This window comes from Serratia sp. JSRIV006 (assembly GCF_019968685.1).
In the GTDB taxonomy this organism is placed as follows: Bacteria; Pseudomonadota; Gammaproteobacteria; order Enterobacterales; family Enterobacteriaceae; genus Chania; species Chania fonticola_B.
This window is the reverse complement of sequence record NZ_CP074137.1, coordinates 1,685,161-1,711,321: the sequence shown is the minus strand read 5'-3', so window position 1 is coordinate 1,711,321 and position 26,161 is coordinate 1,685,161. Positions and strand designations below refer to the sequence as shown.

24 protein-coding genes and 5 tRNA genes are annotated in these 26,161 nt (G+C 53.4%); 3 read left to right on the top strand and 26 right to left on the bottom strand.

All coding sequences use genetic code 11. The features are described from left to right. Positions 1-13: 13 nt before the first annotated feature. Positions 14-352 carry a PsiF family protein gene (locus KGP16_RS07940; protein ID WP_024483131.1) on the top strand — a complete coding sequence of 113 codons (339 nt, stop codon included), beginning with the start codon at positions 14-16 and terminating at the stop codon, positions 350-352. Positions 353-634: 282 nt separating this feature from the next. After that, positions 635-1,387: a 2,3-diphosphoglycerate-dependent phosphoglycerate mutase gene (gene gpmA, locus KGP16_RS07935; RefSeq protein ID WP_021180326.1), complete on the top strand. Its 753-nt coding sequence runs from the start codon at positions 635-637 to the stop codon at positions 1,385-1,387. Between the two features lie 52 nt (positions 1,388-1,439). On the opposite strand, the gene KGP16_RS07930 is transcribed toward gpmA, so the two are convergent. From KGP16_RS07930 to aroG, 3 genes are all read right to left on the bottom strand, one after another. After that, positions 1,440-2,474 (bottom strand): M48 family metallopeptidase, encoded by a 1,035-nt coding sequence (locus KGP16_RS07930; protein WP_223501118.1) that lies wholly within the window; start codon positions 2,472-2,474, stop codon positions 1,440-1,442. Between the two features lie 10 nt (positions 2,475-2,484). Continuing rightward, positions 2,485-3,663: a YjgN family protein gene (locus tag KGP16_RS07925; protein ID WP_021805252.1), complete on the bottom strand. Its 1,179-nt coding sequence runs from the start codon at positions 3,661-3,663 to the stop codon at positions 2,485-2,487. Between the two features lie 367 nt (positions 3,664-4,030). After that, on the bottom strand, positions 4,031-5,086 hold the full coding sequence (gene aroG, locus KGP16_RS07920) for a 3-deoxy-7-phosphoheptulonate synthase AroG (protein ID WP_179248189.1): 1,056 nt from the start codon (positions 5,084-5,086) through the stop codon (positions 4,031-4,033). 209 nt (positions 5,087-5,295) lie between these two features. Between aroG and zitB the strand changes: the two genes are divergently transcribed. After that, entirely contained in the window at positions 5,296-6,234 is a 939-nt protein-coding gene (zitB, locus tag KGP16_RS07915) for a CDF family zinc transporter ZitB (RefSeq protein ID WP_021805253.1), read from the top strand. Between the two features lie 33 nt (positions 6,235-6,267). Here zitB and pnuC read toward each other — a convergent pair whose 3' ends face one another. From pnuC to KGP16_RS07800, 23 genes are all read right to left on the bottom strand, one after another. Then, a complete protein-coding gene (gene pnuC / locus KGP16_RS07910) occupies positions 6,268-6,993 on the bottom strand; it encodes a nicotinamide riboside transporter PnuC (RefSeq protein ID WP_021805254.1) in 726 nt (241 codons plus the stop codon). 30 nt (positions 6,994-7,023) lie between these two features. After that, entirely contained in the window at positions 7,024-8,085 is a 1,062-nt protein-coding gene (nadA, locus tag KGP16_RS07905) for a quinolinate synthase NadA (protein ID WP_223501117.1), read from the bottom strand. A 493-nt stretch (positions 8,086-8,578) separates the two neighbouring features. Next, positions 8,579-8,654: transfer RNA gene (locus KGP16_RS07900), tRNA-Lys, on the bottom strand. A gap of 30 nt (positions 8,655-8,684) precedes the next feature. Further along, a tRNA-Lys gene (locus KGP16_RS07895) sits at positions 8,685-8,760 on the bottom strand. 128 nt (positions 8,761-8,888) lie between these two features. Then, a tRNA-Lys gene (locus KGP16_RS07890) sits at positions 8,889-8,964 on the bottom strand. 7 nt (positions 8,965-8,971) lie between these two features. Further along, a tRNA-Val gene (locus KGP16_RS07885) sits at positions 8,972-9,047 on the bottom strand. A 26-nt stretch (positions 9,048-9,073) separates the two neighbouring features. Beyond that, a tRNA-Lys gene (locus KGP16_RS07880) sits at positions 9,074-9,149 on the bottom strand. 174 nt (positions 9,150-9,323) lie between these two features. After that, positions 9,324-10,127, bottom strand: coding sequence for a cell division protein CpoB (gene cpoB / locus KGP16_RS07875; protein WP_021805256.1), 804 nt, complete (start codon positions 10,125-10,127; stop codon positions 9,324-9,326). A gap of 9 nt (positions 10,128-10,136) precedes the next feature. Next, positions 10,137-10,646, bottom strand: a complete 510-nt coding sequence (gene pal / locus KGP16_RS07870; protein ID WP_021805257.1) for a peptidoglycan-associated lipoprotein Pal — start codon at positions 10,644-10,646, stop codon at positions 10,137-10,139. 47 nt (positions 10,647-10,693) lie between these two features. Then, positions 10,694-11,986 (bottom strand): Tol-Pal system beta propeller repeat protein TolB, encoded by a 1,293-nt coding sequence (tolB, locus tag KGP16_RS07865; protein WP_021805258.1) that lies wholly within the window; start codon positions 11,984-11,986, stop codon positions 10,694-10,696. A 136-nt stretch (positions 11,987-12,122) separates the two neighbouring features. Continuing rightward, positions 12,123-13,325 (bottom strand): cell envelope integrity protein TolA, encoded by a 1,203-nt coding sequence (tolA, locus tag KGP16_RS07860; protein WP_223501116.1) that lies wholly within the window; start codon positions 13,323-13,325, stop codon positions 12,123-12,125. A 78-nt stretch (positions 13,326-13,403) separates the two neighbouring features. Next, positions 13,404-13,832 carry a colicin uptake protein TolR gene (gene tolR / locus KGP16_RS07855; protein ID WP_021805261.1) on the bottom strand — a complete coding sequence of 143 codons (429 nt, stop codon included), beginning with the start codon at positions 13,830-13,832 and terminating at the stop codon, positions 13,404-13,406. A gap of 16 nt (positions 13,833-13,848) precedes the next feature. Beyond that, positions 13,849-14,532, bottom strand: coding sequence for a Tol-Pal system protein TolQ (gene tolQ, locus KGP16_RS07850; protein ID WP_024483139.1), 684 nt, complete (start codon positions 14,530-14,532; stop codon positions 13,849-13,851). Continuing rightward, positions 14,529-14,936, bottom strand: coding sequence for a tol-pal system-associated acyl-CoA thioesterase (gene ybgC / locus KGP16_RS07845; RefSeq protein WP_223501115.1), 408 nt, complete (start codon positions 14,934-14,936; stop codon positions 14,529-14,531). The genes tolQ and ybgC overlap by 4 nt, the downstream gene beginning before the upstream one ends. A gap of 133 nt (positions 14,937-15,069) precedes the next feature. Then, the gene (ybgE, locus tag KGP16_RS07840; protein WP_021805264.1) at positions 15,070-15,366 is read right to left on the bottom strand and encodes a cyd operon protein YbgE; all 297 of its coding nucleotides are present in this window, start codon (positions 15,364-15,366) and stop codon (positions 15,070-15,072) included. Continuing rightward, positions 15,366-15,479 carry a cytochrome bd-I oxidase subunit CydX gene (gene cydX, locus KGP16_RS07835; RefSeq protein WP_021805265.1) on the bottom strand — a complete coding sequence of 38 codons (114 nt, stop codon included), beginning with the start codon at positions 15,477-15,479 and terminating at the stop codon, positions 15,366-15,368. The genes ybgE and cydX overlap by 1 nt, the downstream gene beginning before the upstream one ends. 17 nt (positions 15,480-15,496) lie before the next feature. Continuing rightward, entirely contained in the window at positions 15,497-16,636 is a 1,140-nt protein-coding gene (gene cydB, locus KGP16_RS07830; RefSeq protein ID WP_021805266.1) for a cytochrome d ubiquinol oxidase subunit II, read from the bottom strand. 15 nt (positions 16,637-16,651) lie between these two features. Further along, positions 16,652-18,220, bottom strand: a complete 1,569-nt coding sequence (cydA, locus tag KGP16_RS07825; protein ID WP_021805267.1) for a cytochrome ubiquinol oxidase subunit I — start codon at positions 18,218-18,220, stop codon at positions 16,652-16,654. 762 nt (positions 18,221-18,982) lie between these two features. Beyond that, complete coding sequence (gene sucD / locus KGP16_RS07820) at positions 18,983-19,855, bottom strand: succinate--CoA ligase subunit alpha (protein ID WP_021805268.1); 873 nt, start codon at positions 19,853-19,855, stop codon at positions 18,983-18,985. Further along, positions 19,855-21,021: an ADP-forming succinate--CoA ligase subunit beta gene (gene sucC / locus KGP16_RS07815; protein ID WP_218519684.1), complete on the bottom strand. Its 1,167-nt coding sequence runs from the start codon at positions 21,019-21,021 to the stop codon at positions 19,855-19,857. Before sucC ends, sucD begins: the two co-directional genes overlap by 1 nt. Positions 21,022-21,140: 119 nt before the next feature. Continuing rightward, entirely contained in the window at positions 21,141-22,358 is a 1,218-nt protein-coding gene (gene odhB / locus KGP16_RS07810; protein WP_021805269.1) for a 2-oxoglutarate dehydrogenase complex dihydrolipoyllysine-residue succinyltransferase, read from the bottom strand. A 10-nt stretch (positions 22,359-22,368) separates the two neighbouring features. After that, complete coding sequence (gene sucA, locus KGP16_RS07805; RefSeq protein WP_021805270.1) at positions 22,369-25,185, bottom strand: 2-oxoglutarate dehydrogenase E1 component; 2,817 nt, start codon at positions 25,183-25,185, stop codon at positions 22,369-22,371. 254 nt (positions 25,186-25,439) lie between these two features. Next, complete coding sequence (locus KGP16_RS07800) at positions 25,440-26,156, bottom strand: succinate dehydrogenase iron-sulfur subunit (RefSeq protein WP_021805271.1); 717 nt, start codon at positions 26,154-26,156, stop codon at positions 25,440-25,442. Positions 26,157-26,161 lie beyond the last annotated feature (5 nt).

The following is a 26,161-nucleotide window of genomic DNA, read 5'->3' as shown; positions in this document are numbered from 1 at the left end:
GAAGGAACACCTAATGCGTCTGATTACTGCACTTCCATTACTGGCAGGTTTATTGCTGAGCACCAACCTGATGGCTGCCGACACCGCAGCAAAAACGCCTTCTCCGGCGCAGGCTGCCCAGCAAAAACGCATGACCGATTGTAATCAACAGGCTACCACCCAATCGCTGAAAGGTTCTGACCGTACCACCTTCATGAGCACCTGCCTGAAGGCCGAAGGCCACCATACCGAGAAGGCCCTGACACCACAGCAGCAGAAGATGAAAGACTGTAATGCCGACGCCGCTAAAAAGAGCCTGAAAGGTGACGAGCGTAAAACCTTTATGAGTAGCTGCCTGAAAAAAACCGCCTGATACATTAACGCTGTGGCGCGGATGAATAGCTCTCGTTCGCGCCCTTCGACCAGCCTGAACGATTCAGCTTTTTCCTTTGCGCCCCTCTTACCTTGCGGCCAAAAATTGGCTATGGTTAACACTATGCCTAGTGGCAGTAAGGGTTAGACAATGTCGCACGTCGTACGAAACCCTCGACTTTTAGTGGATATATTCACGGGTATATCGATTGCCGAGTAAGTAGCAGCAGAATATAATGATATTCGTTATCATTAAACCTTCAGATTATTAAGGAGTTAAGCTATGGCTGTAACTAAGCTGGTTCTGGTGCGCCACGGCGAAAGCCAGTGGAACAACGAAAACCGCTTCACCGGTTGGTATGATGTCGATCTGTCCGACAAAGGCCGTACCGAAGCAAAAGCAGCGGGCAAGCTGTTGAAAGACGAAGGTTTCTCTTTCGATTTCGCTTACACCTCCGTACTGAAGCGTGCTATCCACACTCTGTGGAACATTCTGGATGAGTTGGACCAGGCCTGGTTGCCTACCGAAAAGTCCTGGAAGCTGAACGAACGCCATTACGGCGCGCTGCAGGGTCTGAACAAGGCTGAAACCGCAGAAAAATACGGTGACGAGCAGGTCAAACAATGGCGTCGCGGCTTCGCAGTCACCCCCCCAGAGCTGACCAAAGAAGATGAGCGCTACCCGGGCCACGATCCGCGTTACTCAGCGCTGAGCGAAAAAGAGTTGCCGCTGACCGAAAGCCTCGCGTTGACCATCGATCGCGTTATCCCTTACTGGGACGAAGAGATCCTGCCACGCATCAAGAGCGGTGAGCGCGTGATCGTCGCGGCTCACGGTAACTCCCTGCGTGCACTGGTGAAATATCTGGATAACCTGAGCGAAGACGAGATCCTCGAGCTGAATATCCCAACCGGCGTGCCGTTGGTGTATGAGTTCGATGAGAACTTCAAGCCAATCAAACGTTACTACCTGGGTAATGCCGATGAGATCGCAGCCAAAGCTGCGGCCGTCGCCAACCAGGGTAAAGCGAAGTAAGATTTCGCCTCTGAAAAACAACAAGCCCCCGGTGTTGAGCCGGGGGCTTTTTTTATTGCTCTTTGATCCTGGCTGCTTCGATAACCTGCAAACGCGCCTGCATCTCTGGATGGGTGCTTAACCACTCCGGCACCTCTAGTGCCACGGTTGACGTGCTTGCCGCCTGTTGCAATGCGCGGTAAAGATCTTCCATCGCTAATAACGAACGCCCCTGGCGCTGCATTTCCGCGATTGCCCAGTCGTCTGCCTCACGCTCCACGCTGCGGGAGAACTGCATTTCATGCATAAATGAGGCTGATTGCAGCAAGGTATCGCCGATGCCGCTGACATCGCCGGTCATCCACATAAACGTCAGGGCCACCAGGGATGAACGCACCACCATACGCATAGGATGACGATACGCATGATGTCCCATTTCATGGAGCATCACCGCGGCCAGGCCGTCTTCATTGGTCGCCAACTTGGCAAGATCGTCGGTGATCACCAATGTCCCGTCAGGTAACATGAACGCATTGGCAACCTCTGGCACCGCCAGTAATTTCAATTTGAGCGGAGTGCGCTCGTGCCGCATCTGCTCCGGCATCACCTGCAAGAATAGCTTCTGTATCGCCTGCTGTTTCTCGGCAGGCAATTGCGACGGCTTGAAGCCACTGGTTTGCAGGAAATCGAGCGTATGTTTACCCAGCTTCTGTTCGGCCGCGGTAGGAATGCGCATGGCGATTTCACTGCTCGCCCAGGGGAGAACCAGGAAAACATAGGCCAGGGTCAACAGGACGGTTAGCAACAACGTCAGCAACACGCCACGCTTATAACGCTCTAAGCGGTGCACCAACCCCGGTGAACGGCGTTGATAAAACCACTGGCGGAATGACGCATCATTGGCGGGTACAAACCGGCCACCGTCTGGAAAGGTCAGCGTCAGAGGAATGCGTCCCAATGACTCGGATACGGTAATTTGCGCTAACGAAAAATAGCGATGCTCGCCATCATATTGCAGCGTTACCCCATCGCCCATATCGTTTAACAGCAGCCGGGCCGCCTGTTGGGCGGCCCGGCCAGGGCACTGGTAGTGTCCTTCAAGGATCATCAGTCTTTACTCAAAAACTGGTGCCCAGATCGAGCGCCTGTACGGCTTCTTCAGCGATAGCGGTATTGGCCGTATCGTGATGAGCCTGTACCGACAACAGCGACAGATCACCTTCAACCTGAGTTGACTCAGCAATATAGCGAGCATGGCGTACGTGTGCCACCGGAGCTGCAAGGCCCAATGAGAACACGGTGATCAGGCTGTTGGTGATCAACAGTCCCATATACGGCAGAGTCTGCATGGAAGAACGCAGTTTAACCTCACCTTGTAAGGTGGTTTGGTTAAACACGTAGTTACGCTGAGCGACAACCATATAACTGCTGGAAACCATCACACCTAGCAACAGCACCAACATCATCATGAACAGGCTACCAATATTATTTGCCATCTGAGCTTGTAACATTGCATCGGACATACCGCCAAACAGCGCCATTTGGAATAAGCTGACAAAGAACGAGCCAACCAAGACCAAGGCAATGACCAGGAATGGCAAGAAGATCAGCAGGCTGAACAGTGCAATCTTAATAAACTCTGCTTTCTTGAATTCGGCCACAAAGGGGGAAGTGCCAAAACGCAGGTTGTTCACATACAGATCATGTTGCAGGGTAGCCAGGATACCATTGATAGCGGCCAGCATCGGTACAAACAGGATGACCGTAATAGCTGCCAGCACAAGGATCGCAGTCGGGCTGCCCAGACTGCTACCAATCAAACCCAATACGATCATAACCGCATACAGACCAATCACTAGCAGTATCGGGCAGAACAGTAATACCCAGTAAGCGCGCCCGGTCTGGCATAAGTAATTGAAGCGAACACCACGATAGCTAGACATAATAGCGTTATAACGCCAGCTACGAATAATAACCCAAGGGATCAACGCAAGGAGTACCAGCATGGCAATCATGCCAAGCAACGGGTTGATAAATAAAAGAATATAGAACAGGATCACGGCGCCAATCACCAGCAGACGGCCCTTGAGGATTTGCATTGGCTGCGCGTGGTAATCAAAGCGGTCGCCATTCAATTCGGTATTACCATAAAAATATCGGCGACGACGCACCGTTGCCCAGGCTGAGTATATTCCCAACGTAATAGCCGTCAGTAATATGTTAACCAGCCAGATTGCGAAATACTCCCCGCCCGTACCACGAAAATAAATTTGATGCCGAGAACTATTGTTTTCCATCAGCTATTCATCCTGAAATTAAAGTCATTCACCATCATGCCCTTATTTTTAGATTGGGTATTTTGGTTGTAAAAAACGCATCATCATAATCATACCGTGCGGCAAGAGCAAATTGTGTTTGACTAGTAACAGTTACGCGAGATGAAAAACAGCGGCGGACAAATAAGATGTTTCCTGGAAATAAAAATTATGGGCGGTAATACCAACTTATTATCATCAAAAAAGGCCCAACGGAACGAGGAAAGCTCTACGAAATTAGTATAATGTCAGATTTTATTCTGGCGTTATTGTTGCAGGAGTCAATTCTTAAAATCACCCTAAGGGTTGGGCCCCGCAGCAATGCTGCAGGGCCACAAACACGGGTAGCTTATCGGCTACGGCGCGCCTTCACCGCTGCGGCCAGATCGCGCAGTACGGTTTCGGTATCTTCCCAGCCAATGCAGGCATCGGTCACGCTTTTGCCGTAAACCAGCGGCTCGCCGCTTTCCAGGCTTTGATTTCCTTCCACCAGGTGGCTTTCGATCATCACCCCGATAATGGCTTTTTCACCACCACGCAGCTGCTGGCAAACGTCCGCGTTCACCTCCAGCTGTTTTTTAAACTGCTTGCTGCTGTTGGCGTGGCTGAAGTCGATCATCACCTGTGCAGGTAAGCCCGCTTTGGCCAGCCCCTCTTTCACTTCTTTCACATGGGCCGCGCTGTAGTTTGGCTCTTTGCCGCCACGCAGAATAATGTGGCAGTCGCCATTGCCGCTGGTGTTAACAATCGCGGAATGACCCCATTTGGTGACGGACAGGAAACAGTGCGGTGCGCCAGCGGCATTGATAGCATCGATCGCGACTTTGATGGTGCCGTCGGTGCCGTTTTTGAAGCCCACCGGGCAAGACAGGCCAGAGGCCAGTTCACGATGCACCTGAGATTCCGTGGTGCGTGCGCCGATCGCTCCCCAGCTCATCAAATCTGCCAGGTATTGCGGAGTGATCATATCCAGGAACTCGCCCGCAGCAGGCAAGCCGCCGTCATTGATATCCAACAGGAGCTTACGCGCCAGGCGCAGGCCTTCGTTAATCTGGAAGCTGTTATCCATTTGCGGATCGTTGATCAGCCCTTTCCAGCCAACGGTGGTACGTGGTTTTTCAAAATAGACGCGCATCACTACTTCCAGCTCACCGTTGAGCTCCTGGCGCAGGGTCATCAGGCGCGCGGCATACTCTTTCGCCGCTTTGGTATCGTGAATGGAACAAGGCCCAATCACCACCAACAGGCGATCGTCATTGCCACGCAGGATGTTGTGGATCGATTGGCGAGCCAGTGACACCGTCTCTGCTGCCTGAGCCGAAGCCGGAAACTTTTCCAACAGGGCCACCGGCGGCAGGAGTTCCTTGATTTCTTTAATGCGTAAGTCGTCGTTTTGGTAATTCATCACTTTTCCATTCGGTATCGGGTGTATCGCACAGCGCGTAGAGTAGATTTCACCAATCTAGCTTGTGAGGCTTGCGCTGTAAATCACCTTTAGATCCCATAATCACCATCGGCAAATATTCAGCTCTCTACCAGGGCAGCCTATAATGAGCTAAGTAACGGCCAAGATTGGACTTTGGCACCCGACAAACTTTGCAATAAGGATAAGTAATGACTGGAGCTTCCCATGTCCATCAACCTAAAGACGGCAACAGTAAGCGCCTACTAGCCGCATTTTTAGTCACCACCCTCTTCATGGTTGTCGAGGCCGTGGGCGGGTTGCTTTCTGGCTCACTGGCGCTGCTGGCAGACGCCGGGCATATGCTGACGGATTCCGCAGCCCTGCTCGTCGCCCTGATGGCGGTGCACTTCTCACAGCGCAAACCCAACGCCCGCCATACTTTTGGCTATCTGCGCCTAACCACATTGGCCGCCTTTATCAATGCTGCCGCATTACTGCTGATCGTCGTATTCATCCTGTGGGAGGCCGTACGGCGTTTCTTCGAACCACAGCCAGTGATGGGTACCCCAATGCTGGTGATCGCCGTAGCGGGTCTGCTGGCTAACCTGTTCGCCTTCTGGCTGCTGCACCGCGGCAATGAAGAGAAAAATATCAACGTGCGTGCCGCCGCCCTACATGTTCTTGGGGACCTGCTCGGCTCAGTCGGGGCGATCGCAGCAGCCATCATCATTCTGACTACCGGCTGGACCCCCATCGATCCGATACTCTCGGTCCTGGTTTCCTGCCTGGTATTGCGCAGCGCCTGGCGCCTACTGAAGGAGAGTTTCCATGAACTGCTGGAGGGAACACCGCAGGAGGTAGATATCAATAAGCTGCAAAAGGATCTGTGCCTGAATATTCCAGAAGTCCGTAACATCCATCACGTGCATGTCTGGCAGATTGGCGAGCAAAAGCTGATGACGCTCCACGCCCAAGTGATCCCACCACACGATCATGACGGGCTGTTACGCCGCATCCAGGCCTATTTGCTGGAGCATTACCAGATTGGCCATGCGACGATCCAGATGGAGTACCAGCATTGTGATACCCCTGACTGCGGCATTGCGAGTGACCACTCACACTCCAGTCATCTGGGGCATCATCATTAACATCCAGGGGCGCTGGTTGCGCCCCCTGACGTATTAAGGTGCAGAAGAAAACGGCTGGGAGTGATTCTTCGCGGCACTGCGTATCCATAGCCAGGAGCCATTGAGCGCAATCAGCGTCAAAATGACGTATTCCAGCGCCATGGCGTACACGCCCTGGTAAGCAAAGATCGCCACGCTGATCACATCAATCACTACCCACAGTAGCCAGTTTTCGACGTATTTGCGCGTCATCAGGATCATGGCGACGATGGACAACACCATCATGGCTGAATCCCAGAACGGGAAAGCGTCCGGTTGCAGTTCTGGCATCTGTACGTTAAGACCCAGCCCCTGCATCACCGCCACCGCAATTTGCGTCAGATAGGCAAATACCCGGTCGATATTAAACGTCATCAACGCAATACCAACTACGCACACCGCCCCCCATGCCAATGCTTTAGGCAGCGGCAACCAACGGATCTGCAATTCGGCCTGATTATCCTGCGTCTGGCGGCTCCAGGCGTACCAGCCGTAAATATTGGCCACGAAGAAAAACAGCTGCAACAACAGGCTGGCGTACAGCTGGATCTGAAAGAAGATCACCGCAAACAGCGTGACGTTGATCAGGCCAAACAGATAGTTGATGATTTTCTCTTTGCTGGCATACCAGATACAGAGTAAACCAAACAGCGTGCCGATAGCCTCAATCCACGACAGGTCATAACCCCCTGCGCCAATCGGAATATGGACCAGAATGTTGCCGGTGCTGAAAAAGCTCATGTCTATTCCTTAAAAAACGTAAGCCTGGATTCAGGCGTTGCCTTTAACCTGCATTTTCAACTGCGCTGCAAAGTCCAGCATGCGGTTGAGCGGGATCAGCGCCTGGTCACGCAGTGCGCCATCAACAAAAATCTCATGCTGTGAGCCCCCTTGTTCCAGCCCTTCGGCAATAGCCTTCAGGCCGTTCATCGCCATCCACGGGCAGTGGGCACAGCTACGACAGGTGGCCCCCTCACCGGCAGTAGGAGCTTCAAACAGTTCTTTATCCGGACAAGCTTGCTGCATCTTGTAGAAAATACCGCGATCGGTGGCCACGATCAGTTGCCGGTTGGGCAAGGTTACCGCCGCCTGGATCAGTTGGCTGGTCGAACCGACGGCATCAGCCAGATCGACGATCGCCTGCGGTGACTCTGGATGCACCAGAATCGCAGCCTCCGGGTATAAGGCTTTCATACGTATCAGCGCCTGGGTTTTAAACTCGTCATGGACGATACAGGCCCCCTGCCAGCACAGCACGTCCGCCCCAGTCTGCTTCTGCACATAATTGCCCAGATGGCGATCCGGCGCCCAGATGATTTTCTCCCCCAGGCTATCGAGATGTTCAATCAGCTCAACGGCAATGCTGGAAGTAACCACCCAATCGGCACGCGCTTTGACGGCTGCTGAGGTATTGGCGTACACCACCACGGTCCGATCTGGATGGCTATCGCAGAACGCGGCGAACTCTGCCTCAGGACAACCGAGGTCCAGCGAGCACTCGGCATGCAGCGTTGGCATCAGCACCTGTTTTTCCGGGCTGAGGATTTTGGCCGTCTCCCCCATAAAACGCACGCCAGCAACCAGCAAAGTAGACGCAGGATGTTGGCTGCCGAAACGCGCCATCTCCAGTGAATCAGCGACGCAACCGCCGGTCTCTTCGGCCAGCACCTGGATCTCCGGATCGGTGTAGTAATGGGCTACCAGGACCGCATCACGCTGCTTGAGCAAGGTTTTGATCTTCTGCCGATAAAAAGCCTTCTCTGCGACGTCTAACGGCACCGGTTTCGGCGGGAATGGATATATCGCCGCATTGACATCAAACATTTCACTCATCGCTGTTATCTCTATGCTAGGCTGTGGGTCTGCTTTTTAGGCTGCTTGCCGCTTGCTCAACCACCTCGTTTTATATACTAAACAAAATACCTAATTTCTAGCCAAAAGTCGCTGAACATTTCTTGTCATGGGCAGATTTGTTTAATGGGCTGAAATTTTGCTTGAAATGAGAAGCTTTGAGCTCAAAAGATAACGGCTGGGAGCAGTGATTTGTGGGAGAGTAGGTCTGGCAGGATAACCGGCCGCCGCCGTTGTCTCGCAAGCGAGACTCGAACCTGAGCGCAGGATCTCACCCGCACGACTGGTGCGATATGACGTGCTGGAGTTTGGAGTTAGTGCTTTGGAATTTTTAAGATGGTGGGTCTGGCAGGATGACCGGCCGCCGCCGTTGTCTCGCAAGCGAGACTCGAACCTGAACGCAGGATCTCACCCGCACGACTGGTGCGATATGCGATTTTATTGCTGGGATTTTATTATTGAGAATTCTTGAAGATGGTGGGTCGTGCAGGATTCGAACCTGCGACCAATTGATTAAAAGTCAACTGCTCTACCAACTGAGCTAACGACCCACTGATGTGGTTTACTGCTAAATCTTAAAATGGTGGGTCGTGCAGGATTCGAACCTGCGACCAATTGATTAAAAGTCAACTGCTCTACCAACTGAGCTAACGACCCACTGACGTGGTTTACTTCTGAACTATGAATACAGAATGGAGGACTGTATTGTCGAAATAGATGATTTACGTGGAACTAATTCCACTAAACATCCTTCACGATTCCAGTTTTACCAACCCATTAAGAATTGGTGGGTCGTGCAGGATTCGAACCTGCGACCAATTGATTAAAAGTCAACTGCTCTACCAACTGAGCTAACGACCCACTGTAGTGGTGGGTGATGACGGGCTCGAACCGCCGACCCCCTCCGTGTAAAGGAGATGCTCTACCAACTGAGCTAATCACCCACTGTCGTGGTTACTACTTTAGAAATTGGTGGGTCGTGCAGGATTCGAACCTGCGACCAATTGATTAAAAGTCAACTGCTCTACCAACTGAGCTAACGACCCAATTTCCTAGCTGCTTTAACATCTTGCAAGTTGTCTTGGCAACGGCGGCATATATTACTAATTTATCTCAGCAGCGCAACCTAAATTTTGGCGCAATAGGTTCAACTGCTTGTTCTTCACGCGAATGAGCCCAGAATTCGGTCAAATCGACTAACTTCTGGGCTCGGTTTTTACTTACAAACTCGCTTCGCGTTTCTTGGCCTGCTTGGCCGCATCGCTGGTCGGGTACGATTTGATCACCTGCTGGTAAACGGCTTTGGCTTTATCAGCCTGCCCTTTTTCCTGCATGATCACCCCAACTTTATACATCGCGTCCGGCGCCTTGGGTGATTTTGGGTAACTCTTAACCACCACTGCATAATAGTATGCCGCGTCTTCCTTCTTACCCTTGTTGTAGTACAACTGGCCCAGCCAATAGTTGGCATTAGGCAGGTAAGTGGATTTCGGATACTGCTTTATGAAAGCCTGAAAAGCGGAGATCGCCTGGTCATACTGCTTTTTTTCCAGCGCCAGTGAAACAGCGGCGTTGTAGTCGCTGTTTTCATCGCCCGTACTAGCCGCAGCGGCTGTCGCACCCGCAGGGGCGCTGCCAGCACCGTCAGAGGACGCCGCGGCGGCTGTACCACCTGCGGCCCCCGCTGCTGCACCAGCGGAATTCTGTGCGCCACCCTGGCTAAGGCTATCCATCTGTTGATAGATCTGTTTCTGGCGTTCAACCACCTGATTCAACTGATACTGACTTTCCTGGATCTGCCCACGGAGCGTATCGATATCGCGTTGGTTGTCAGAGAGTTGTTGCTGGAGTTGGTTTAAAAGCTGGCCCTGAGCATTACTGATACGCTCAAGTGATGTGACACGGTCTTCGACCGAGCCGGACCCGACATTACTGATTGGCGCTTGGGCAGTAGCGGCCCATGGGACCGCTACGCCAACCAGTAACGCCAGACTCAACAGGTGACGTCTGAAGTTACTGTTCATGCGATTCTCTTAGTAAACCAGAACGGCACGACGGTTTTTAGCATAGGCTGCTTCGTCGTGGCCCAGTACTGCTGGTTTTTCTTTACCGTAAGAAACGATAGAGATTTGGTCAGCAGAAACGCCTTTGCCTTGCAGGTACATTTTAACTGCGTTAGCACGACGCTCACCCAGAGCGATGTTGTATTCTGGCGTGCCGCGCTCATCCGCGTGACCTTCAACAGTCACTTTGTAGGATGGGTTGTTACGCAGGAAAGCAGCATGCGCATCCAGCATCTGAGCGAACTCAGAGCTGACGTCATATTTGTCCAGGCCGAAGTAAACAATGTTGTTACGTTGCAGTTCTTGCATCTGCAGACGTGCTTGTTCTTCAGAAGACAGGTTGCTGCTGCCGTTTTCTGTACCAGTGCCAGCGCCCATACCGGATTGATCGTTATTAGCGCTTTTGTTAGAACTACAAGCTGCTACAGCCAGAACTGGCAGTGCCAGCAGAAGCCCTTTCAGCACTTTGTTCAGTTGCATTTCTTTGATCCTTTTATAGTTTTTGCCATACATATTTTAAACATGCATCACAGATACGGCGACCAGGCAGGGAATTTGACCTGTCCATCGGTTGCCGGAAGACGCGCTTTGAAGCGCCCATCAGTCGATACCAACTGCAGCACGGAGCCCATACCTTGCGTGGAGCTATAGATCACCATGGTGCCGTTTGGTGCGATACTAGGCGTTTCATCCAGGAACGTGTCCGTTAACATTTGAACGGCTCCCGATCCAAGATCTTGTTTGGCGATATGCTGAACTCCATTGTTGGAGCTCACCATCACCAGGAATTTACCGTCGAAGCTGACATCAGAGTCCTGATTCTGGGCACCTTCCCAGGTCAGACGCTGTGGTGCGCCGCCGTTAGCGCCAACCTTATAAATCTGTGGGCGACCGCCCTGGTCAGAGGTATAAGCCAGAGATTGACCATCTGGGAACCAGCTCGGTTCAGTGTTGTTGCTACGGCCATCGGTGATCTGGCTGATTTGGCCAGAACCCAGGTTCATCACATACAGATTCAGACTGCCACTTTTGGACAGAGCGAATGCCAGGCGGCTACCGTCTGGAGAGAAGGCAGGTGCACCGTTGTGACGAGGGAACGAAGCTACCTGACGGATTGCGCCATCAGACAGGTTCTGGATCACCAGCGCTGATTTACCGCTCTCAAAGGTCACGTAGGCCAGTTTGCTGCCATCCGGCGACCAGGCCGGTGACATCAGTGGCTCTGGTGAACGATGCACTGGAACCTGGTTATAGCCGTCGTAATCCGATACGCGCAGTTCGTACGGGAATTTCCCGCCGTTGGTCTGCACCACGTAAGCGATGCGGGTACGGAATGCGCCCTTGATACCGGTCAGCTTCTCAAACACGCCATCGCTGGCGGTATGAGCCGCATAACGCAGCCACTGTTTGGTCACTTTAAACTGGTTTTGTGCCAATACGGTGCCAGGCGAACCTGAAGTATCGACCAGCTGGTAGGAAACCAGATAGCTGCCGTCGGCACCAGGCTGAACCTGGCCAACCACTACGGCGTCGATGCCCAGCGCAGTCCAGGCCGCCGGCGTCACTTCAGACGCGGTGGTAGGTTGCTGCGGCATACGTGCCACATCAATCGGGTTGAATTTGCCACTGTTACGGAGATCTGCACCAACGATTTGGCCAACATCTTCCGGAGGCGTGCCTGGACCCGCCCATTTAAATGGCACCACGCCAATCGGGCGAGCAGAGTCGACCCCTTGGGTGATTTCAATGCGAACTTCCGCGTGCAGCACGGATGCCCACAGAACAATAAGACCTAACGCTACTCGAAATGCCTGCTTCATCTCATCTCCCTTATCCAGGCGGTATGCCTGCGATAATTTAGCAGAATTTTAACAAACCAACGCCAACAACACTACATATTCCCTGTTGGTTACCTTGGTACATCCATGCGTGTTACTCGCTTAAGACAAACATTATCTAGGGCTTAAATACTAGGGTAGCATTCTTAAAGTGCTCATAAACTGCCTGGCTCGGTGGTTTTGGTATATGAGCCAATTTAGCTGCCGCAACAGCAGCCTGGCATAAAGCAGGATCGCCACCAACAGCCTTGATATCAATTAACAACCCATCCGGAGCCAATTTAATACTTAAATCGCAGGTTTTACCTACAAACGAGCTCGGATCGTAGAATTTGTTTTCAATCGCCGCCTTAATCTGACCTTCGTAACCCGCAATATCAGCACCGCTTGCCCCCGCAGTTTTGGCATTCCCCTGCCCTGCAGGTTTACCATCACCTTTCGCCTTGGCAGCCCCGCCACCTTTCGGCGCATTTTTACCATCGGCCAAGCTACCAAACACATCTTCAGCAAGGGCAGACTGTTTAGCGGCTTCAGCGGCCTTCTTCTTGGCATCTGCGGCTTTCTTAGCGGCAGCAGCCTTCTCGGCAGCGGCGGCTTTTTTCGCTTCTTCTGCGGCCGCTTTCTTCTCGGCGTCAGCAGCGGCTTTCTTCTCTGCGGCTTCAGCAGCCTTCTGTTCTGCGGCAGCGGCGGCTTCTTTCTTCGCCTCTTCCGCCTGCTTTTTAGCAGCGGCGGCAGCGGCGGCTTCTTTCTTGGCTTCCGCTTCGGCTTTCTTCTGTGCGTCTGCTTGCGCCTTGGCTATTTTATCCGCCTCGGCTTTGGCTTTCGCCGCAGCTTGCTCGGCTGCCTTCTGTTGTTCTTTGGCCTTCGCCGCAGCGGCTTCTGCTGCTTTCTGCTGCTCAGCGGCCTGTTGTTGCTGCTCGGCAGCTTTCTTCTGCTGTTCGGCCTGTGCCTTGGCGTCCTGCGCGGCTTTTTCCTGCGCGGCCAAACGCTCTTGTTCCAATTCTTTCAGGCGCTGCTGTTCCGCCGCCTGCTTCTGCTGCAGCTCTTCAGCCTGCTGCTCCGCCTTCTTCTGGCGCTGCTTTTCTGCACGCTGTGCATCGCTGCTCTGTTGCTGTTGGCGATTGTACTGCTCTACCACCGCCCCTGGATCGACCATCACGGCCCCGACCACGGAACCATCACCGCCACCGCCTGCACTACTCATTTCAGTATTTTCGTACAGCGAACCCCAAATCAACAGGGCAATCAATAGAATGTGCAGAACCACCGAAACAATCACGGAACGGTTCAGCTTATCATTTTGCTCAGTTGCCTTTACCAAAATAGAATCCCAAAAACTGCTGCTTAAACGGGGTTCCTGCACCACAGGGCAGGAACCGGGTTGCCACTGACCTTACGGTTAGATTGGCTGGGTCATCAACCCTACGGAAGCGACACCCGCCTGATGCAGAATATTCAATGCCTTGATAATCTCATCGTACGGTACTTCCTTGGCCCCACCGATCAAAAACACCGTCTTCGGATTAGCTGCCAGACGCGACTTGGCTTCGGCCGCCACCTGCTCAGGCGGCAACAGCTCCATACGGTTGTGATCCACCACCAGGGTGTACTGACCTACGCCGGAAACTTCAAGGATCACCGGTGGATTATCGTCGCTGGACACCGTCTTGGAATCGGTGGCATCAGGCAAATCAACTTCAACGCTTTGGGTGATGATTGGCGCAGTTGCCATAAAGATCAGCAACAGCACCAACAAGACGTCCAGCAGCGGAACAATGTTGATTTCCGACTTCAGCTCACGCTTGTTACGACCACGAACTCTCGCCATGCTACCCTCCTACTTCTTATTTGCTGTCGCTGGAGAAGGCCTGACGATGCAGAATAGCGGTGAACTCTTCCATAAAGTTGTCGTAATTCTGCTCAAGCTTGTTAACGCGCTGATTTAGGCGGTTATAGGCCATAACGGCAGGGATCGCGGCAAACAGACCGATGGCCGTAGCGATCAACGCTTCGGCGATACCCGGTGCTACCATCTGCAAGGTGGCTTGTTTTACCGCACCCAAGGCGATAAAGGCGTGCATGATCCCCCACACGGTACCAAACAGGCCGATATACGGGCTGATGGAACCCACGGTGCCGAGGAAAGGAATATGGTTTTCCAGCGTTTCCAGCTCACGATTCATCGAAATACGCATCGCACGCGTTGCGCCTTCGATCACCGACTCCGGCGCATGGCTGTTAGCGCGGTGCAAACGGGCAAACTCTTTGAAACCGGAATGGAAAATCTGCTCTGAGCCAGTCAGGCTATCGCGACGCGCCTGGCTTTCCTGATACAGACGAGAAAGCTCGATACCAGACCAGAATTTGTCTTCGAAGGCTTCGGCGTCGCGAGTGGCCGCATTGAGGATGCGGGTACGCTGGATGATAATCGCCCAAGAGGCCACTGAAAAGCATATCAAAATCAGCATGATAAACTTGACCAGCAGGCTCGCCTTCAAGAATAGATCTAGGATGTTCATGTCAGTCACTGCTTAAACTCCGCGACAATAGACTTAGGAAGCGCTATCGGCTTCATTTGGTGTGGATCAATGCATGCAATCAATACATCGGCCTGACTCAAGAGAGTACCGTCAGAATTAACAATGCGTTGAGCAAACGTAAGAGAAGCCCCGCGTATTGAAGTGATTTTGCTCTGCACTTCCAGCAGATCGTCAAGACGAGCTGGTGACAGATAATCCACCGTCATACGCCGGACAGCGAAAGCGACATGTTCTTCACTGAGCAGGTGCTGTTGATGAAAGTTATGTTGACGCAGCATCTCGGTGCGCGCTCTTTCATAAAAAGCGACGTAACGGGCATGGTAGACCACACCACCGGCATCGGTGTCTTCAAAGTAAACACGAACCGGCCATCGAAACAACTTATTACTCACGAGACTTCCAAACCAAGGCAATTGAACGATTGCTACTATACGCAAGACGGATCGGGTTGGGAATGGGTTACTGAATGGGAATGAAAATAATTATGGGCCTGAACGGCCCATAACCGGGGGGATGCGTAATAGATTATAAAGAAACGTAAAGTAATCCTGCGGCCAGGATCACAATTGCAGGTAATGGCGCGAAAAATGCACGCCAAAACGTGCTCTGTGATCGGAAGCCGACACCGTGAACGATGCCTGCACATACTGCCCAGATCAGCAAGATGCCCTGCCAGATCTCTAACGAGCTGGTACGTGCTGCAAAGCGGCTAGGATCCCAAAAGATACATCCCGCCAAAATCACCGCCAGCACCAATGAAAGGGCCCGAACCGGGCCCTTGTCGGTGATAGCGTACAGCTTATCCACCAGTGACGAACTCATCACTTACCGTCTTGCTGCGCTTTTGAATCTTCACTGTGCTCAAGCGCCAGCGCCGTGATGATACCGAAGGCACAGGCAAGAAGCGTTCCGAGGATCCAGGCAAAATACCACATGGTTTAGCTCCTTTTGCTTAGTACAGCGAATGCTTATTTTTTTCGATGAAGTTCTTATCCAGGCGCCCAAACATTTTGTAGTACGCCCAAGCGGTGTACGCCAGAACGATTGGCACGAAGATAATGGCAACAACGGTCATCACCTGCAGTGTGAACAGGCTGGAAGTCGCATCCCACATGGTCAGGCTGACGTTAGGCACGGTGCTTGATGGCATAACGAACGGGAACATGGTTACCCCAGCCGTCAGGATCACACAGGCAATCGTCAGTGATGAACTCAGGAACGCCATCGCAGCTTTGTCCAAACGGGCAAACAGGATAGTGAACAGTGGCAGAACCACGCCCAACGCCGGCAGTGCCCACAGGGATGGATACTTGTTGAAGTTGATCAACCAGGCACCCGCCTGATGAGCGACTTCTTTACGCAGTGGGTTGGATTCCGCTGCCGTATCCAGTGCTGAGGTGATCACGAAACCGTCGATACCTTTCACCAGCCAGATACCCGCCAACAGGAAGCATACGCCCATCACCAGCGCAGAAATCTGCGCCGCAGCGCGTGAGCGCAGGTGAATCTCGGCAGTGGTACGCATCTGCAGGTAGGTTGCCCCCTGGGTCACCAGCATGGTCAGGCTGACAATACCGGCCAGCAAACCAAACGGGTTCAACAGTTGGAAGAAGTTGCCGGTATAGAACAGACGCAGATATTCATCGATATGGAACGGTACGCCCTGTAACAGGTTACCGAACGCCACGCCGAACACCACCGCAGGCACGAAGCTACCGACAAAGATGCCCCAGTCCCACATGTTACGCCAGGTGCTGTTTTCCAGCTTCGAGCGGTAGTCAAAACCGACCGGGCGGAAGAACAAGGCAGCCAGCACCAGGATCATGGCCACATAGAAACCAGAGAACGCGGCAGCATAGACCATTGGCCAGGCGGCGAACAATGCGCCACCGGCGGTGATCAGCCACACCTGGTTACCGTCCCAGTGCGGGGCAATGGCGTTGATCATGACCCGGCGCTCGGTATCGGTTTTACCGATAATGCGCATCAGTATACCAACACCCATATCGAAACCATCGGTGACGGCGAAACCGATCAGCAGGATGCCAACCAGGAGCCACCAGATAAATCGCAGTACTTCGTAATCAAACATATCTTGGACTCCTGTTTAGCGCGCTTCCTGCACGGCGGCAGTCGGTTGTTCAAAGTGGTAGCGGCCAGTTTTCAGGCTGCTTGGACCCAGACGTGCAAACTTGAACATCAGGTACATTTCAGCCACCAGGAACAGGGTGTACAAGCCGCATATCAGCCCCATCGAGAACAGAATGTCGCCTGCGGTCAGCGAAGAGGTGGCGACTGCGGTTGGCAGCACCTCACCTATCGCCCACGGCTGACGGCCATACTCCGCCACGAACCAGCCCGCTTCAACGGCAATCCATGGTAATGGCAGGCCGAACAACGCAGCGCGAAGCAGCCATTTCTTCTGACCGATACGACCACGTACCACGCTCAAGAATGACAGGCCGATAATAAACAGCATCAGCACACCACAGGCCACCATGATACGGAAGGCGAAGTACAGTGGAGCAACGCGTGGTATAGAGTCTTTGGTTGCCTGCTGGATCTGCGCTTCCGTCGCGTCGGTGACGTTTTCGGTATAGCGCTTGAGCAGCATGCCGTAACCCAGATCCTGTTTGGTATCGTTGAATGCGGTGCGCACTGCTGGATCGGTGTTACCGCCACGCAGTTCTTCCAGCAGTTGGTAAGCTTTCATACCGTTACGGATACGCACCTGGTGCTGTGCCATCAGTTCGCGCAGGCCGATAACCGGGGTGTCGATAGAACGGGTAGCAATCAGGCCGAGCGCCCAAGGAATTTGAATCGCGAAGGAGTTCTCCATTTTCTCCTGGTTCGGGATGCCGAACAGGGTAAATGCGGCCGGAGCCGGTTGAGTTTCCCATTCGGCTTCAATGGCAGCCAGTTTGGTTTTCTGCACGTCCCCCATTTCGTACCCGGATTCATCACCCAGTACGATAACAGAAAGGATCGCAGCCATACCGAAGCTGGCAGCAATGGCGAATGAACGCTTGGCAAAAGCAACATCACGCCCTTTCAGCAGATAGTAGGAGCTGATACCCAGCACGAACATCGCACCGGTGGTGTAGCCTGAGGCCACGGTGTGAACAAACTTCACCTGAGCGACCGGGTTCAAAACCAGCTCGGAGAAGCTGAGCATCTCCATACGCATGGTTTCAAAGTTGAAGTCGGAGGCGATTGGGTTTTGCATCCAGCCGTTGGCGACCAGGATCCACAACGCAGACAGGTTTGAGCCGAGGGCAACAAACCAGGTGACCGTCATGTGCTGGATCTTGCTCAGGCGATCCCACCCGAAGAAGAACAGACCGACCAGCGTCGATTCCAGGAAGAACGCCATCAGACCTTCGATAGCCAGCGGGGCCCCGAAGATGTCACCGACGTAATGAGAGAAGTATGACCAGTTGGTCCCGAACTGGAACTCCATGGTCAACCCGGTGGCCACACCCAGAGCAAAGTTGATTGCAAATAACTTGCCCCAGAATTTGGTCATATCTTTATAAATTTGTTTGCCGGACAGCACATATACCGTTTCCATAATTGCCAGCAAAAACGCCATACCCAGCGTTAATGGGACAAATAGGAAGTGGTACATCGCCGTTAAAGCAAACTGTAAGCGCGACAGTTCGACAATATCAAACATCTTGACTCCTTGCTCCTCGCAGGAAGACTCCGACTTGCGGTTATCGGTATTACTCCCGAAAGAGTAGCCGGTAACGCCCCGCAGTGAATGCCCTTAAACACAACAAAATTTGATCCAGCCTCTCCGCTTTCAACCGCACGTTCAGAGCCAGACCACGAGGGACGGGAGCAAAACGCACCAATGAAAACCGACAGCGGGTAACAAATGCAACAAGATCAACCATCCGTAATTACACAGTGGCATGATACTCGCCAAAGCCCATACAATAAATAGGTATTTGCGTGACACAGGTTGGACTTTTGGCTACAGGTCAAAAATCAGCCTAAATAGGTAGCCAGGCCAATATTGATCTAAAACAATTTAAGCCTATCTGCATATTATTGCTAGGCTCATTACGCAATTTGCTGTAATTTCCCAGCGCCCATGTTAAGCAATGGTTTAATTGTTTTTTATTGATATCTTTGTGTTAAATAAATGTAATTTAAAATACCCCCAATTGTATTACTTCAGCATTACCATTCGATAGATATTAACTTTTTATTTCCAATGACGATTGCAGTGAGTTAACTCACAAATCTGCTTTTTGCTAAGTAATCATAGACCATGTTGCGAGGTTGATCCCAGAACCTGCAAGCACTGAGTGGTCGGCTCGCACCTCCAGCAACAATGCCTTGCAAAACGCCCTTCTCTCTCAGTGACATACAAAAAAGGCCGCCCAAAGGCGGCCAAACATGTCGAGATATTATTATTTGCTATACGGTACTAACGATTCAGGATCGCCTTCACTGCATCACCGATATCAGCCAGGCTGCGTACGGTTTTCACCCCTGCCGCTTCCAGAGCCGCGAACTTCTCATCCGCAGTCCCTTTGCCGCCGGCAATGATGGCGCCAGCATGGCCCATACGCTTGCCTTTCGGTGCAGTAACACCGGCGATATAGCCGACTACCGGCTTGGTGACGTGCTCTTTGATATAGGCTGCCGCTTCTTCTTCCGCGCTGCCGCCAATCTCACCGATCATCACGATAGCTTCGGTCTGCGGATCTTCCTGGAACAACTTCAGAATATCGATAAAGTTGGAACCCGGGATCGGGTCACCGCCGATACCTACGCAGGTAGACTGCCCCAGACCGGCGTCAGTGGTTTGTTTTACCGCTTCATAGGTCAGAGTACCTGAACGGGAAACGATGCCCACCTTGCCTGGCAGGTGAATATGGCCAGGCATGATACCGATCTTGCATTCGCCCGGGGTGATCACACCTGGGCAGTTCGGGCCGATCATGCGCACACCGGCTTCATCCAGCTTCACTTTCACGGTCAGCATATCCAGAGTTGGGATGCCTTCGGTGATGGTGATGATCAGTTTGATGCCTGCATCGATGGCTTCCAGAATGGAGTCTTTGCAGAATGGCGCTGGCACGTAGATAACAGACGCGGTAGCACCGGTCGCTTCAACAGCTTCACGCACGGTGTTGAACACTGGCAGACCCAGGTGCTCAGTACCGCCTTTGCCCGGAGTCACGCCCCCCACCATTTTGGTGCCGTAAGCGATAGCTTGTTCGGAGTGGAAGGTACCCTGGCTACCGGTGAAACCCTGGCAGATTACTTTGGTGTTTTTATCGATTAAAATGGACATTATTTACCCTCCACTGCCGCAACAACTTGCTGAGCCGCATCAGTCAGGCTGGTCGCAGCAATGATATTCAAACCGCTGTCCGCCAGTTTCTTGGCGCCCAGTTCGGCGTTGTTCCCTTCCAGGCGCACGACCACCGGGACGTTAACGCCCACTTCGGCTACCGCGCCAATGATACCGTCAGCGATCAGATCGCAACGCACGATGCCACCGAAGATGTTCACCAACACCGCTTTCACCTTGTCGTCAGACAGGATGATTTTGAAGGCTTCGGTCACGCGCTCTTTGGTTGCGCCACCGCCTACATCCAGGAAGTTGGCTGGTTCGCCACCGTGCAGTTTCACGATGTCCATGGTACCCATCGCCAGACCGGCACCGTTCACCATGCAACCGATGTTACCGTCGAGGGCAACATAGTTCAGCTCCCACTGGGCCGCACGGGATTCACGCTCGTCTTCCTGAGAAGGGTCACGCATTTCACGCAGTTCAGGCTGACGGAACAGGGCATTGCCATCGGCACCCAGCTTACCGTCAAGGCAGATCAGATCGCCCTGCTTGGTCACTACCAGCGGGTTGATCTCAACCATCGCCAGATCGCGCTCCAGGAACAACGTTGCCAGGCCCATAAAGATTTTGGCAAACTGGCCGACTTGCTTACCGGTCAGGCCCAGTTTGAACGCCAGCTCACGCCCCTGGTAAGGCTGTGGGCCTGCCAGTGGGTCGATGGTCATTTTGTGGATCAGTTCCGGGGTCTCTTCCGCAACTTTCTCAATTTCAACGCCGCCTTCAGTAGAAGCCATAAACACTACGCGACGGCTGGCACGGTCAACTACCGCCCCCAGATACAGCTCTTTGTCGATATCGGTGGCCGCTTCTACCAGGATCTGGTGAACCGGCTGGCCCAGCGCATCGGTCTGGTAAGTCACCAGGCGTTTACCCAGCCAGGCTTCGGCAAAAGCACGGATATCTTCTTTGCTGTTAACGACTTTAACGCCACCAGCTTTACCACGGCCGCCAGCATGAACCTGACATTTTACCACCCACGGGCCGGAGCCGATTTTAGATGCGGCTTCTTCTGCTTCACGCGGAGTGGTACAGGCGTAACCGGTTGGTGCTGGCATGCCATACCGAGCAAACAGCTGTTTTGCCTGATATTCGTGTAAATTCATGATGTTCTATCCATTCAGGTCAGAAAGTTTTAGCCGGGTCACTTTCGCGGTATTCCGCATGACTTATCGGCCACATAGCACAGGGTGTGGGCGCGGCAAAAACCACGCCCTTGCAGGGATTAAACGTCCAGCAGCAGACGAGCCGGATCTTCCAGCATGTCTTTCACCGTTACCAGATAACTCACCGACTCTTTGCCATCGATCAGACGATGATCGTAAGACAGAGCCAGATACATCATCGGCTGGATCACGACCTGACCATTGACCGCCATCGGGCGATCCTTGATGGCGTGCATACCCAGGATGGCGCTCTGCGGTGGGTTGATGATCGGGGTGGACATCAATGAACCGAAGACGCCGCCGTTGGTAATGGTGAAGTTACCGCCGGTCAGTTCTTCCACGGTCAATTTGCCGTCACGGCCTTTGATCGCCAGCTCTTTGATTTTCTTCTCGATGTCCGCCATGCTCATGGAGTCAACGTCACGCAGTACCGGGGTTACCAGGCCGCGCGGGGTCGAAACCGCAATGCTGATATCGAAGTAGTTGTGGTAAACCACGTCGCTGCCGTCGATAGAGGCGTTCACTTCCGGGAAGCGTTTAAGCGCTTCGACTACCGCTTTGATGTAGAAGGACATAAAGCCCAGACGTACGCCGTGGCGTTTTTCGAAGGCTTCACCGTACTGCTTGCGCAGATCCATGATCGGCTGCATGTTGATTTCGTTGAAGGTGGTCAGCATCGCGGTGCTGTTCTTCGCTTCCAACAGGCGCTCGGCCACGCGTTTGCGCAGGCGGGTCATAGGGACACGTTTTTCGCTACGACCGCCCAAGGCTGGCTGAGGTGCCGCCGCTGGGGCTGCTGCAGCCGGTGCCGCTTTCTTGCTGGCAGCCAGGTGCGCTTCTACGTCTTCACGCGTGATACGGCCACCCACGCCGCTGCCTTTGATGGCGGCAGCATCGAGATCGTGTTCGGCAATCAGGCGGCGGATCGCCGGGCTGAGTGCGTCGTTGTTCTCTTCTTCCAGGCTGGCGGTTGCACGCTGTGCCGGAGTTGATTCAACGCTCTGAGCTTTCGCTTCGGTCGGCTTGCCAGAGCTGTCACCCTGACGGATACGCCCGAGAAGCTGACGTGAAGTCACGGTTGCGCCTTCGTCTTCCAGGATCGCTTCCAGTACGCCGGCTTCACTGGCAGGCACTTCCAATACGACTTTGTCGGTTTCAATTTCAACCAGCACTTCGTCACGCTGAACGGTGTCACCCGGTTTTTTATGCCAGGTGGCGACGGTCGCATCGGCAACGGATTCAGGGAGGTCAGGAACCAGAATATCTACGCTACTCATTAGCTTTCCTTTAAATTTTTTCTTCAATATTCAGCGCGTCATTCACCAGAGCCTGCTGCTGCTTCTGGTGTACGGACATATAACCCACCGCCGGAGAGGCAGAGGCTGGACGTCCTGCGTAACGTAAAGAGGCCCCAAACGGGATCACTTCACGGAAATTGTGTTGGCTGCAATACCAGGCACCCTGGTTCAACGGCTCTTCCTGACACCAGACGAAATCATGCACGTGGGCATACTGTTCCAATACCGCTTGAACGGCCTGATGCGGGAACGGATACAGCTGCTCGATACGTACGATGGCCACGTCTTTCTGGTCGTTCTTGCGGCGTTGCTCCAGCAGATCGTAATAAACCTTACCAGAACACAGCACCACGCGTTTTACCGCTTTGGCATCCAGCTCGTCAATTTCGCCGATGGCCGGTTGGAAGGTGCCGTTTGCCAGCTCTTCCAGGGAAGAGACTGCCAGCGGATGACGCAGCAAGGACTTCGGTGACATCACCACCAGCGGACGGCGCATACCGCGCAACGCCTGACGGCGCAGCATATGGTAGACCTGTGCCGGAGTGGACGGGATGCACACCTGCATGTTCTGTTCTGCACACAGCTGCAGGTAACGTTCCAGACGCGCAGAGGAGTGCTCTGGGCCCTGGCCTTCGTAACCATGCGGCAGCAGCATCACCAGGCCACACATACGGCCCCATTTCTGCTCACCGGAGCTGATGAACTGGTCGATCACGACCTGAGCACCGTTGGCAAAGTCACCAAACTGCGCTTCCCAGATGGTCAGGGTGCGCGGCTCTGCGGTGGCGTAGCCATATTCGAATGCCAGAACGGCTTCTTCAGACAGCACCGAGTCCCAGACTTTGAATTCGCCCTGGCCGCTGTGGATATTCGCCAGCGGGACATAGACAGAACCATTTTTCTGGTTGTGCACCACCGCATGGCGGTGGAAGAAGGTGCCACGGCCAGCATCTTCACCGGAAATACGGATCGGGATGCCTTCATCAGCCATGGTGGCGTAAGCCAGCGTTTCCGCTGCGCCCCAGTCAAACGGCTTGTTGCCTGCGGCCATCTCGGCACGATCGCCGTAGATTTTCGCCACGCGCGACTGCATTTCGATCGCTTCCGGTACGCTGCTGATGCGGCGAGCCAGTTCCTGCAGGCGCTTCATCTCAACCTTGCTTGGGTACTCTTCGTCCCACTCATGATTCAGGTATGGCGACCAGGTAAAGGAGTGCAGGTTCATCGGACGCCACTCTTCAACCACGCAGTCACCGCGATCGAGAGCATCGCGATACAGGTTGACCATTTCCGTGGCATCTTCCAGGCTGGCAACCTTCTGTTCGGTCAGTACGTCAGCGTAGATTTTGCGTGGCGTTGGGTGTTTCTTGATCTTCTGGTACATCACCGGCTGGGTAGCACTTGGCTCATCGGCCTCGTTATGCCCATGGCGACGGTAGCAGACCAGATCGATCATCACGTCACGTTTAAAGGTGTTACGGAAATCCAACGCCAGACGAGTGACAAAGGCCACCGCTTCCGGATCATCGGCATTCACGTGGAAGATAGGAGCCTGCACCATCTTGGCAATATCGGTACAGTATTGGGTAGAACGCGCATCCAACGGGTTGGAGGTAGTGAAGCCAACCTGGTTGTTGATGACGATACGCACCGTACCGCCCACTTCATAACCGCGAGCCTGCGACATGTTCAGGGTTTCCTGAACCACGCCCTGCCCGGTGATTGCTGCGTCACCATGAATGGTGATTGGCAGCACCATGTTGCTGCGCGCTTCGTCCAGACGGTCGCGGCGGGCACGTACAGACCCCATGACAACCGGGCTGACGATTTCCAGGTGCGACGGGTTAAACGCCAGCGCCAGGTGAACCATGCCGCCTTCGGTTTCCACGTCGGAAGAGAAGCCCTGGTGATATTTCACGTCACCGGTGCCCAGGTGTTCTTTATGCTTGCCGGCAAACTCGTCGAACAGGTCGGCCGGTTTTTTACCCAGCACGTTGATCAACACGTTCAGACGGCCACGGTGGGCCATGCCCAGCACCACTTCACGCGTGCCGTTTTTGCCTGCGTGACGCACCATTTCTTTCAGCATCGGCACCAGCGCATCGCCACCTTCCAGCGAGAAGCGTTTGGCCCCAGGGAATTTGGCACCCAGGTAACGCTCCAGCCCTTCGGCCGCCGTCAATTCGCTCAGGAAACGGCGTTTCTCATCGGTGGTGAAGCTGGCACGCCCCGCTACCGATTCAATGCGCTGCTGGATCCAGCGTTTCTCTTCGGTGTTGGTGATGTGCATATACTCGGCACCGATCGAACCGCAGTAGGTCTGCTTCAGCGCCGCGTACAGATCGCTCAGCTTCATGGTTTCTTTGCCGATGGCAAAAGAACCCACGTTGAAGGTTTCCTGGAAGTCGGCTTCGGTCAGGTTGTGGTACGCCGGATCGAGATCGGGAACGCGCTCCTGCTTCCACAGGTCTAACGGGTCGAGGTTGGCGTGCTGATGCCCACGGAAGCGGAAGGCGTTGATCAGCTGCAATACCTTGACCTGCTTGGCATCGGTTTCAGGATCGTTGATGGTGGTGTTATAACGAGCAGAATCTTTCGCCAGGCGGCGGAAGTAATCTCGCGTTTGGGAGTGGAGCTGATCGGGTTTGACACCCGCAGTTGGTAGTTGCTGGAAAATCGAACGCCAACTATCTTCAACGGAACTCGGATCGGTTAAAAAGTCTTCATAGAGCTGCTCTATGTAGGACTGGTTCGCGCCCGCCAGATAGGAGGAATCCAGCCAGGCCTTCATTGCGCCGTTCTGCATTTTGATCCCTTAAGCTTTAAAGCTTCAGTTTTCGCCGTGGTTAACATAATTACCGTAATGGTACGCTTAACGGTTCACTAGACGTGCTTATACAAGTGCACGTTCTGTTTTGGACCTTGCGGCCCCATACAAGGAACCTCTAAAAACCGGCGGGACAAACCTGATTGCCTTTAACCACAATCACGGGTCAGTTTTTAGAGATACCCTCTTGGGATGTGCGCCGGTAAAGCCACCGGCGCAGCATCTCGTTCTGTTTATGCGCCGCGTTGCAGCAGCATAGACTTGATATGACCAATTGCACGGGTCGGATTCAAGCCCTTAGGACATACACTGACACAATTCATAATGCTATGGCAGCGGAAAACACTGAAAGCGTCGTTCAGATCGTCCAATCGTGCTTCAGTTTCCGTATCACGGCTGTCGATCAGGAAGCGGTACGCCGCCAACAGACCGGCCGGGCCAACAAACTTGTCAGGGTTCCACCAGAACGATGGGCAAGAGGTGGAGCAACAGGCACAGAGAATACATTCGTACAATCCATCCAGTTTTTCCCGCTGATCCGGCGTTTGCAGGTGCTCACGCGCCGGAGGATTCTTGCCATCATTAATCAAGAACGGCTTGATTTTTTCATACTGGGTATAGAACTGCCCCATATCCACCACCAGATCACGTACCACCGGTAACCCCGGTAGCGGGCGGATCACAATCTTGTTGTTGCCTTTACGCAACGACGAGACCGGGGTGATACAGGCCAGACCGTTCTTACCGTTCATATTGATGCCGTCTGAACCGCACACGCCTTCACGGCAAGAGCGGCGGAAAGATAAGGTCGGGTCCTTTTCTTTCAGCTGGATCAACGCATCCAGCAGCATCATGTCACGGCCCTCTTCCGCTTCCAGGCTGTAGTCCTGCATGTGCGGGGCGCTATCGACATCCGGATTGTAGCGATAGATAGAGAATTCAAGTTTCATCAATC

Coding starts and splice junctions, on each gene's coding strand:
- KGP16_RS07940 (WP_024483131.1), top strand. CDS start 14: ATGCGTCTGATTACTGCACTTCCATTACTGGCAGGTTTATTGCTGAGC.
- gpmA (WP_021180326.1), top strand. CDS start 635: ATGGCTGTAACTAAGCTGGTTCTGGTGCGCCACGGCGAAAGCCAGTGG.
- KGP16_RS07930 (WP_223501118.1), bottom strand. CDS start 2,474: ATGATCCTTGAAGGACACTACCAGTGCCCTGGCCGGGCCGCCCAACAG.
- KGP16_RS07925 (WP_021805252.1), bottom strand. CDS start 3,663: ATGGAAAACAATAGTTCTCGGCATCAAATTTATTTTCGTGGTACGGGC.
- aroG (WP_179248189.1), bottom strand. CDS start 5,086: ATGAATTACCAAAACGACGACTTACGCATTAAAGAAATCAAGGAACTC.
- zitB (WP_021805253.1), top strand. CDS start 5,296: ATGACTGGAGCTTCCCATGTCCATCAACCTAAAGACGGCAACAGTAAG.
- pnuC (WP_021805254.1), bottom strand. CDS start 6,993: ATGAGCTTTTTCAGCACCGGCAACATTCTGGTCCATATTCCGATTGGC.
- nadA (WP_223501117.1), bottom strand. CDS start 8,085: ATGAGTGAAATGTTTGATGTCAATGCGGCGATATATCCATTCCCGCCG.
- cpoB (WP_021805256.1), bottom strand. CDS start 10,127: ATGAACAGTAACTTCAGACGTCACCTGTTGAGTCTGGCGTTACTGGTT.
- pal (WP_021805257.1), bottom strand. CDS start 10,646: ATGCAACTGAACAAAGTGCTGAAAGGGCTTCTGCTGGCACTGCCAGTT.
- tolB (WP_021805258.1), bottom strand. CDS start 11,986: ATGAAGCAGGCATTTCGAGTAGCGTTAGGTCTTATTGTTCTGTGGGCA.
- tolR (WP_021805261.1), bottom strand. CDS start 13,832: ATGGCGAGAGTTCGTGGTCGTAACAAGCGTGAGCTGAAGTCGGAAATC.
- ybgE (WP_021805264.1), bottom strand. CDS start 15,366: ATGAGTTCGTCACTGGTGGATAAGCTGTACGCTATCACCGACAAGGGC.
- cydX (WP_021805265.1), bottom strand. CDS start 15,479: ATGTGGTATTTTGCCTGGATCCTCGGAACGCTTCTTGCCTGTGCCTTC.
- cydB (WP_021805266.1), bottom strand. CDS start 16,636: ATGTTTGATTACGAAGTACTGCGATTTATCTGGTGGCTCCTGGTTGGC.
- cydA (WP_021805267.1), bottom strand. CDS start 18,220: ATGTTTGATATTGTCGAACTGTCGCGCTTACAGTTTGCTTTAACGGCG.
- sucD (WP_021805268.1), bottom strand. CDS start 19,855: ATGTCCATTTTAATCGATAAAAACACCAAAGTAATCTGCCAGGGTTTC.
- sucC (WP_218519684.1), bottom strand. CDS start 21,021: ATGAATTTACACGAATATCAGGCAAAACAGCTGTTTGCTCGGTATGGC.
- odhB (WP_021805269.1), bottom strand. CDS start 22,358: ATGAGTAGCGTAGATATTCTGGTTCCTGACCTCCCTGAATCCGTTGCC.
- sucA (WP_021805270.1), bottom strand. CDS start 25,185: ATGCAGAACGGCGCAATGAAGGCCTGGCTGGATTCCTCCTATCTGGCG.
- KGP16_RS07800 (WP_021805271.1), bottom strand. CDS start 26,156: ATGAAACTTGAATTCTCTATCTATCGCTACAATCCGGATGTCGATAGC.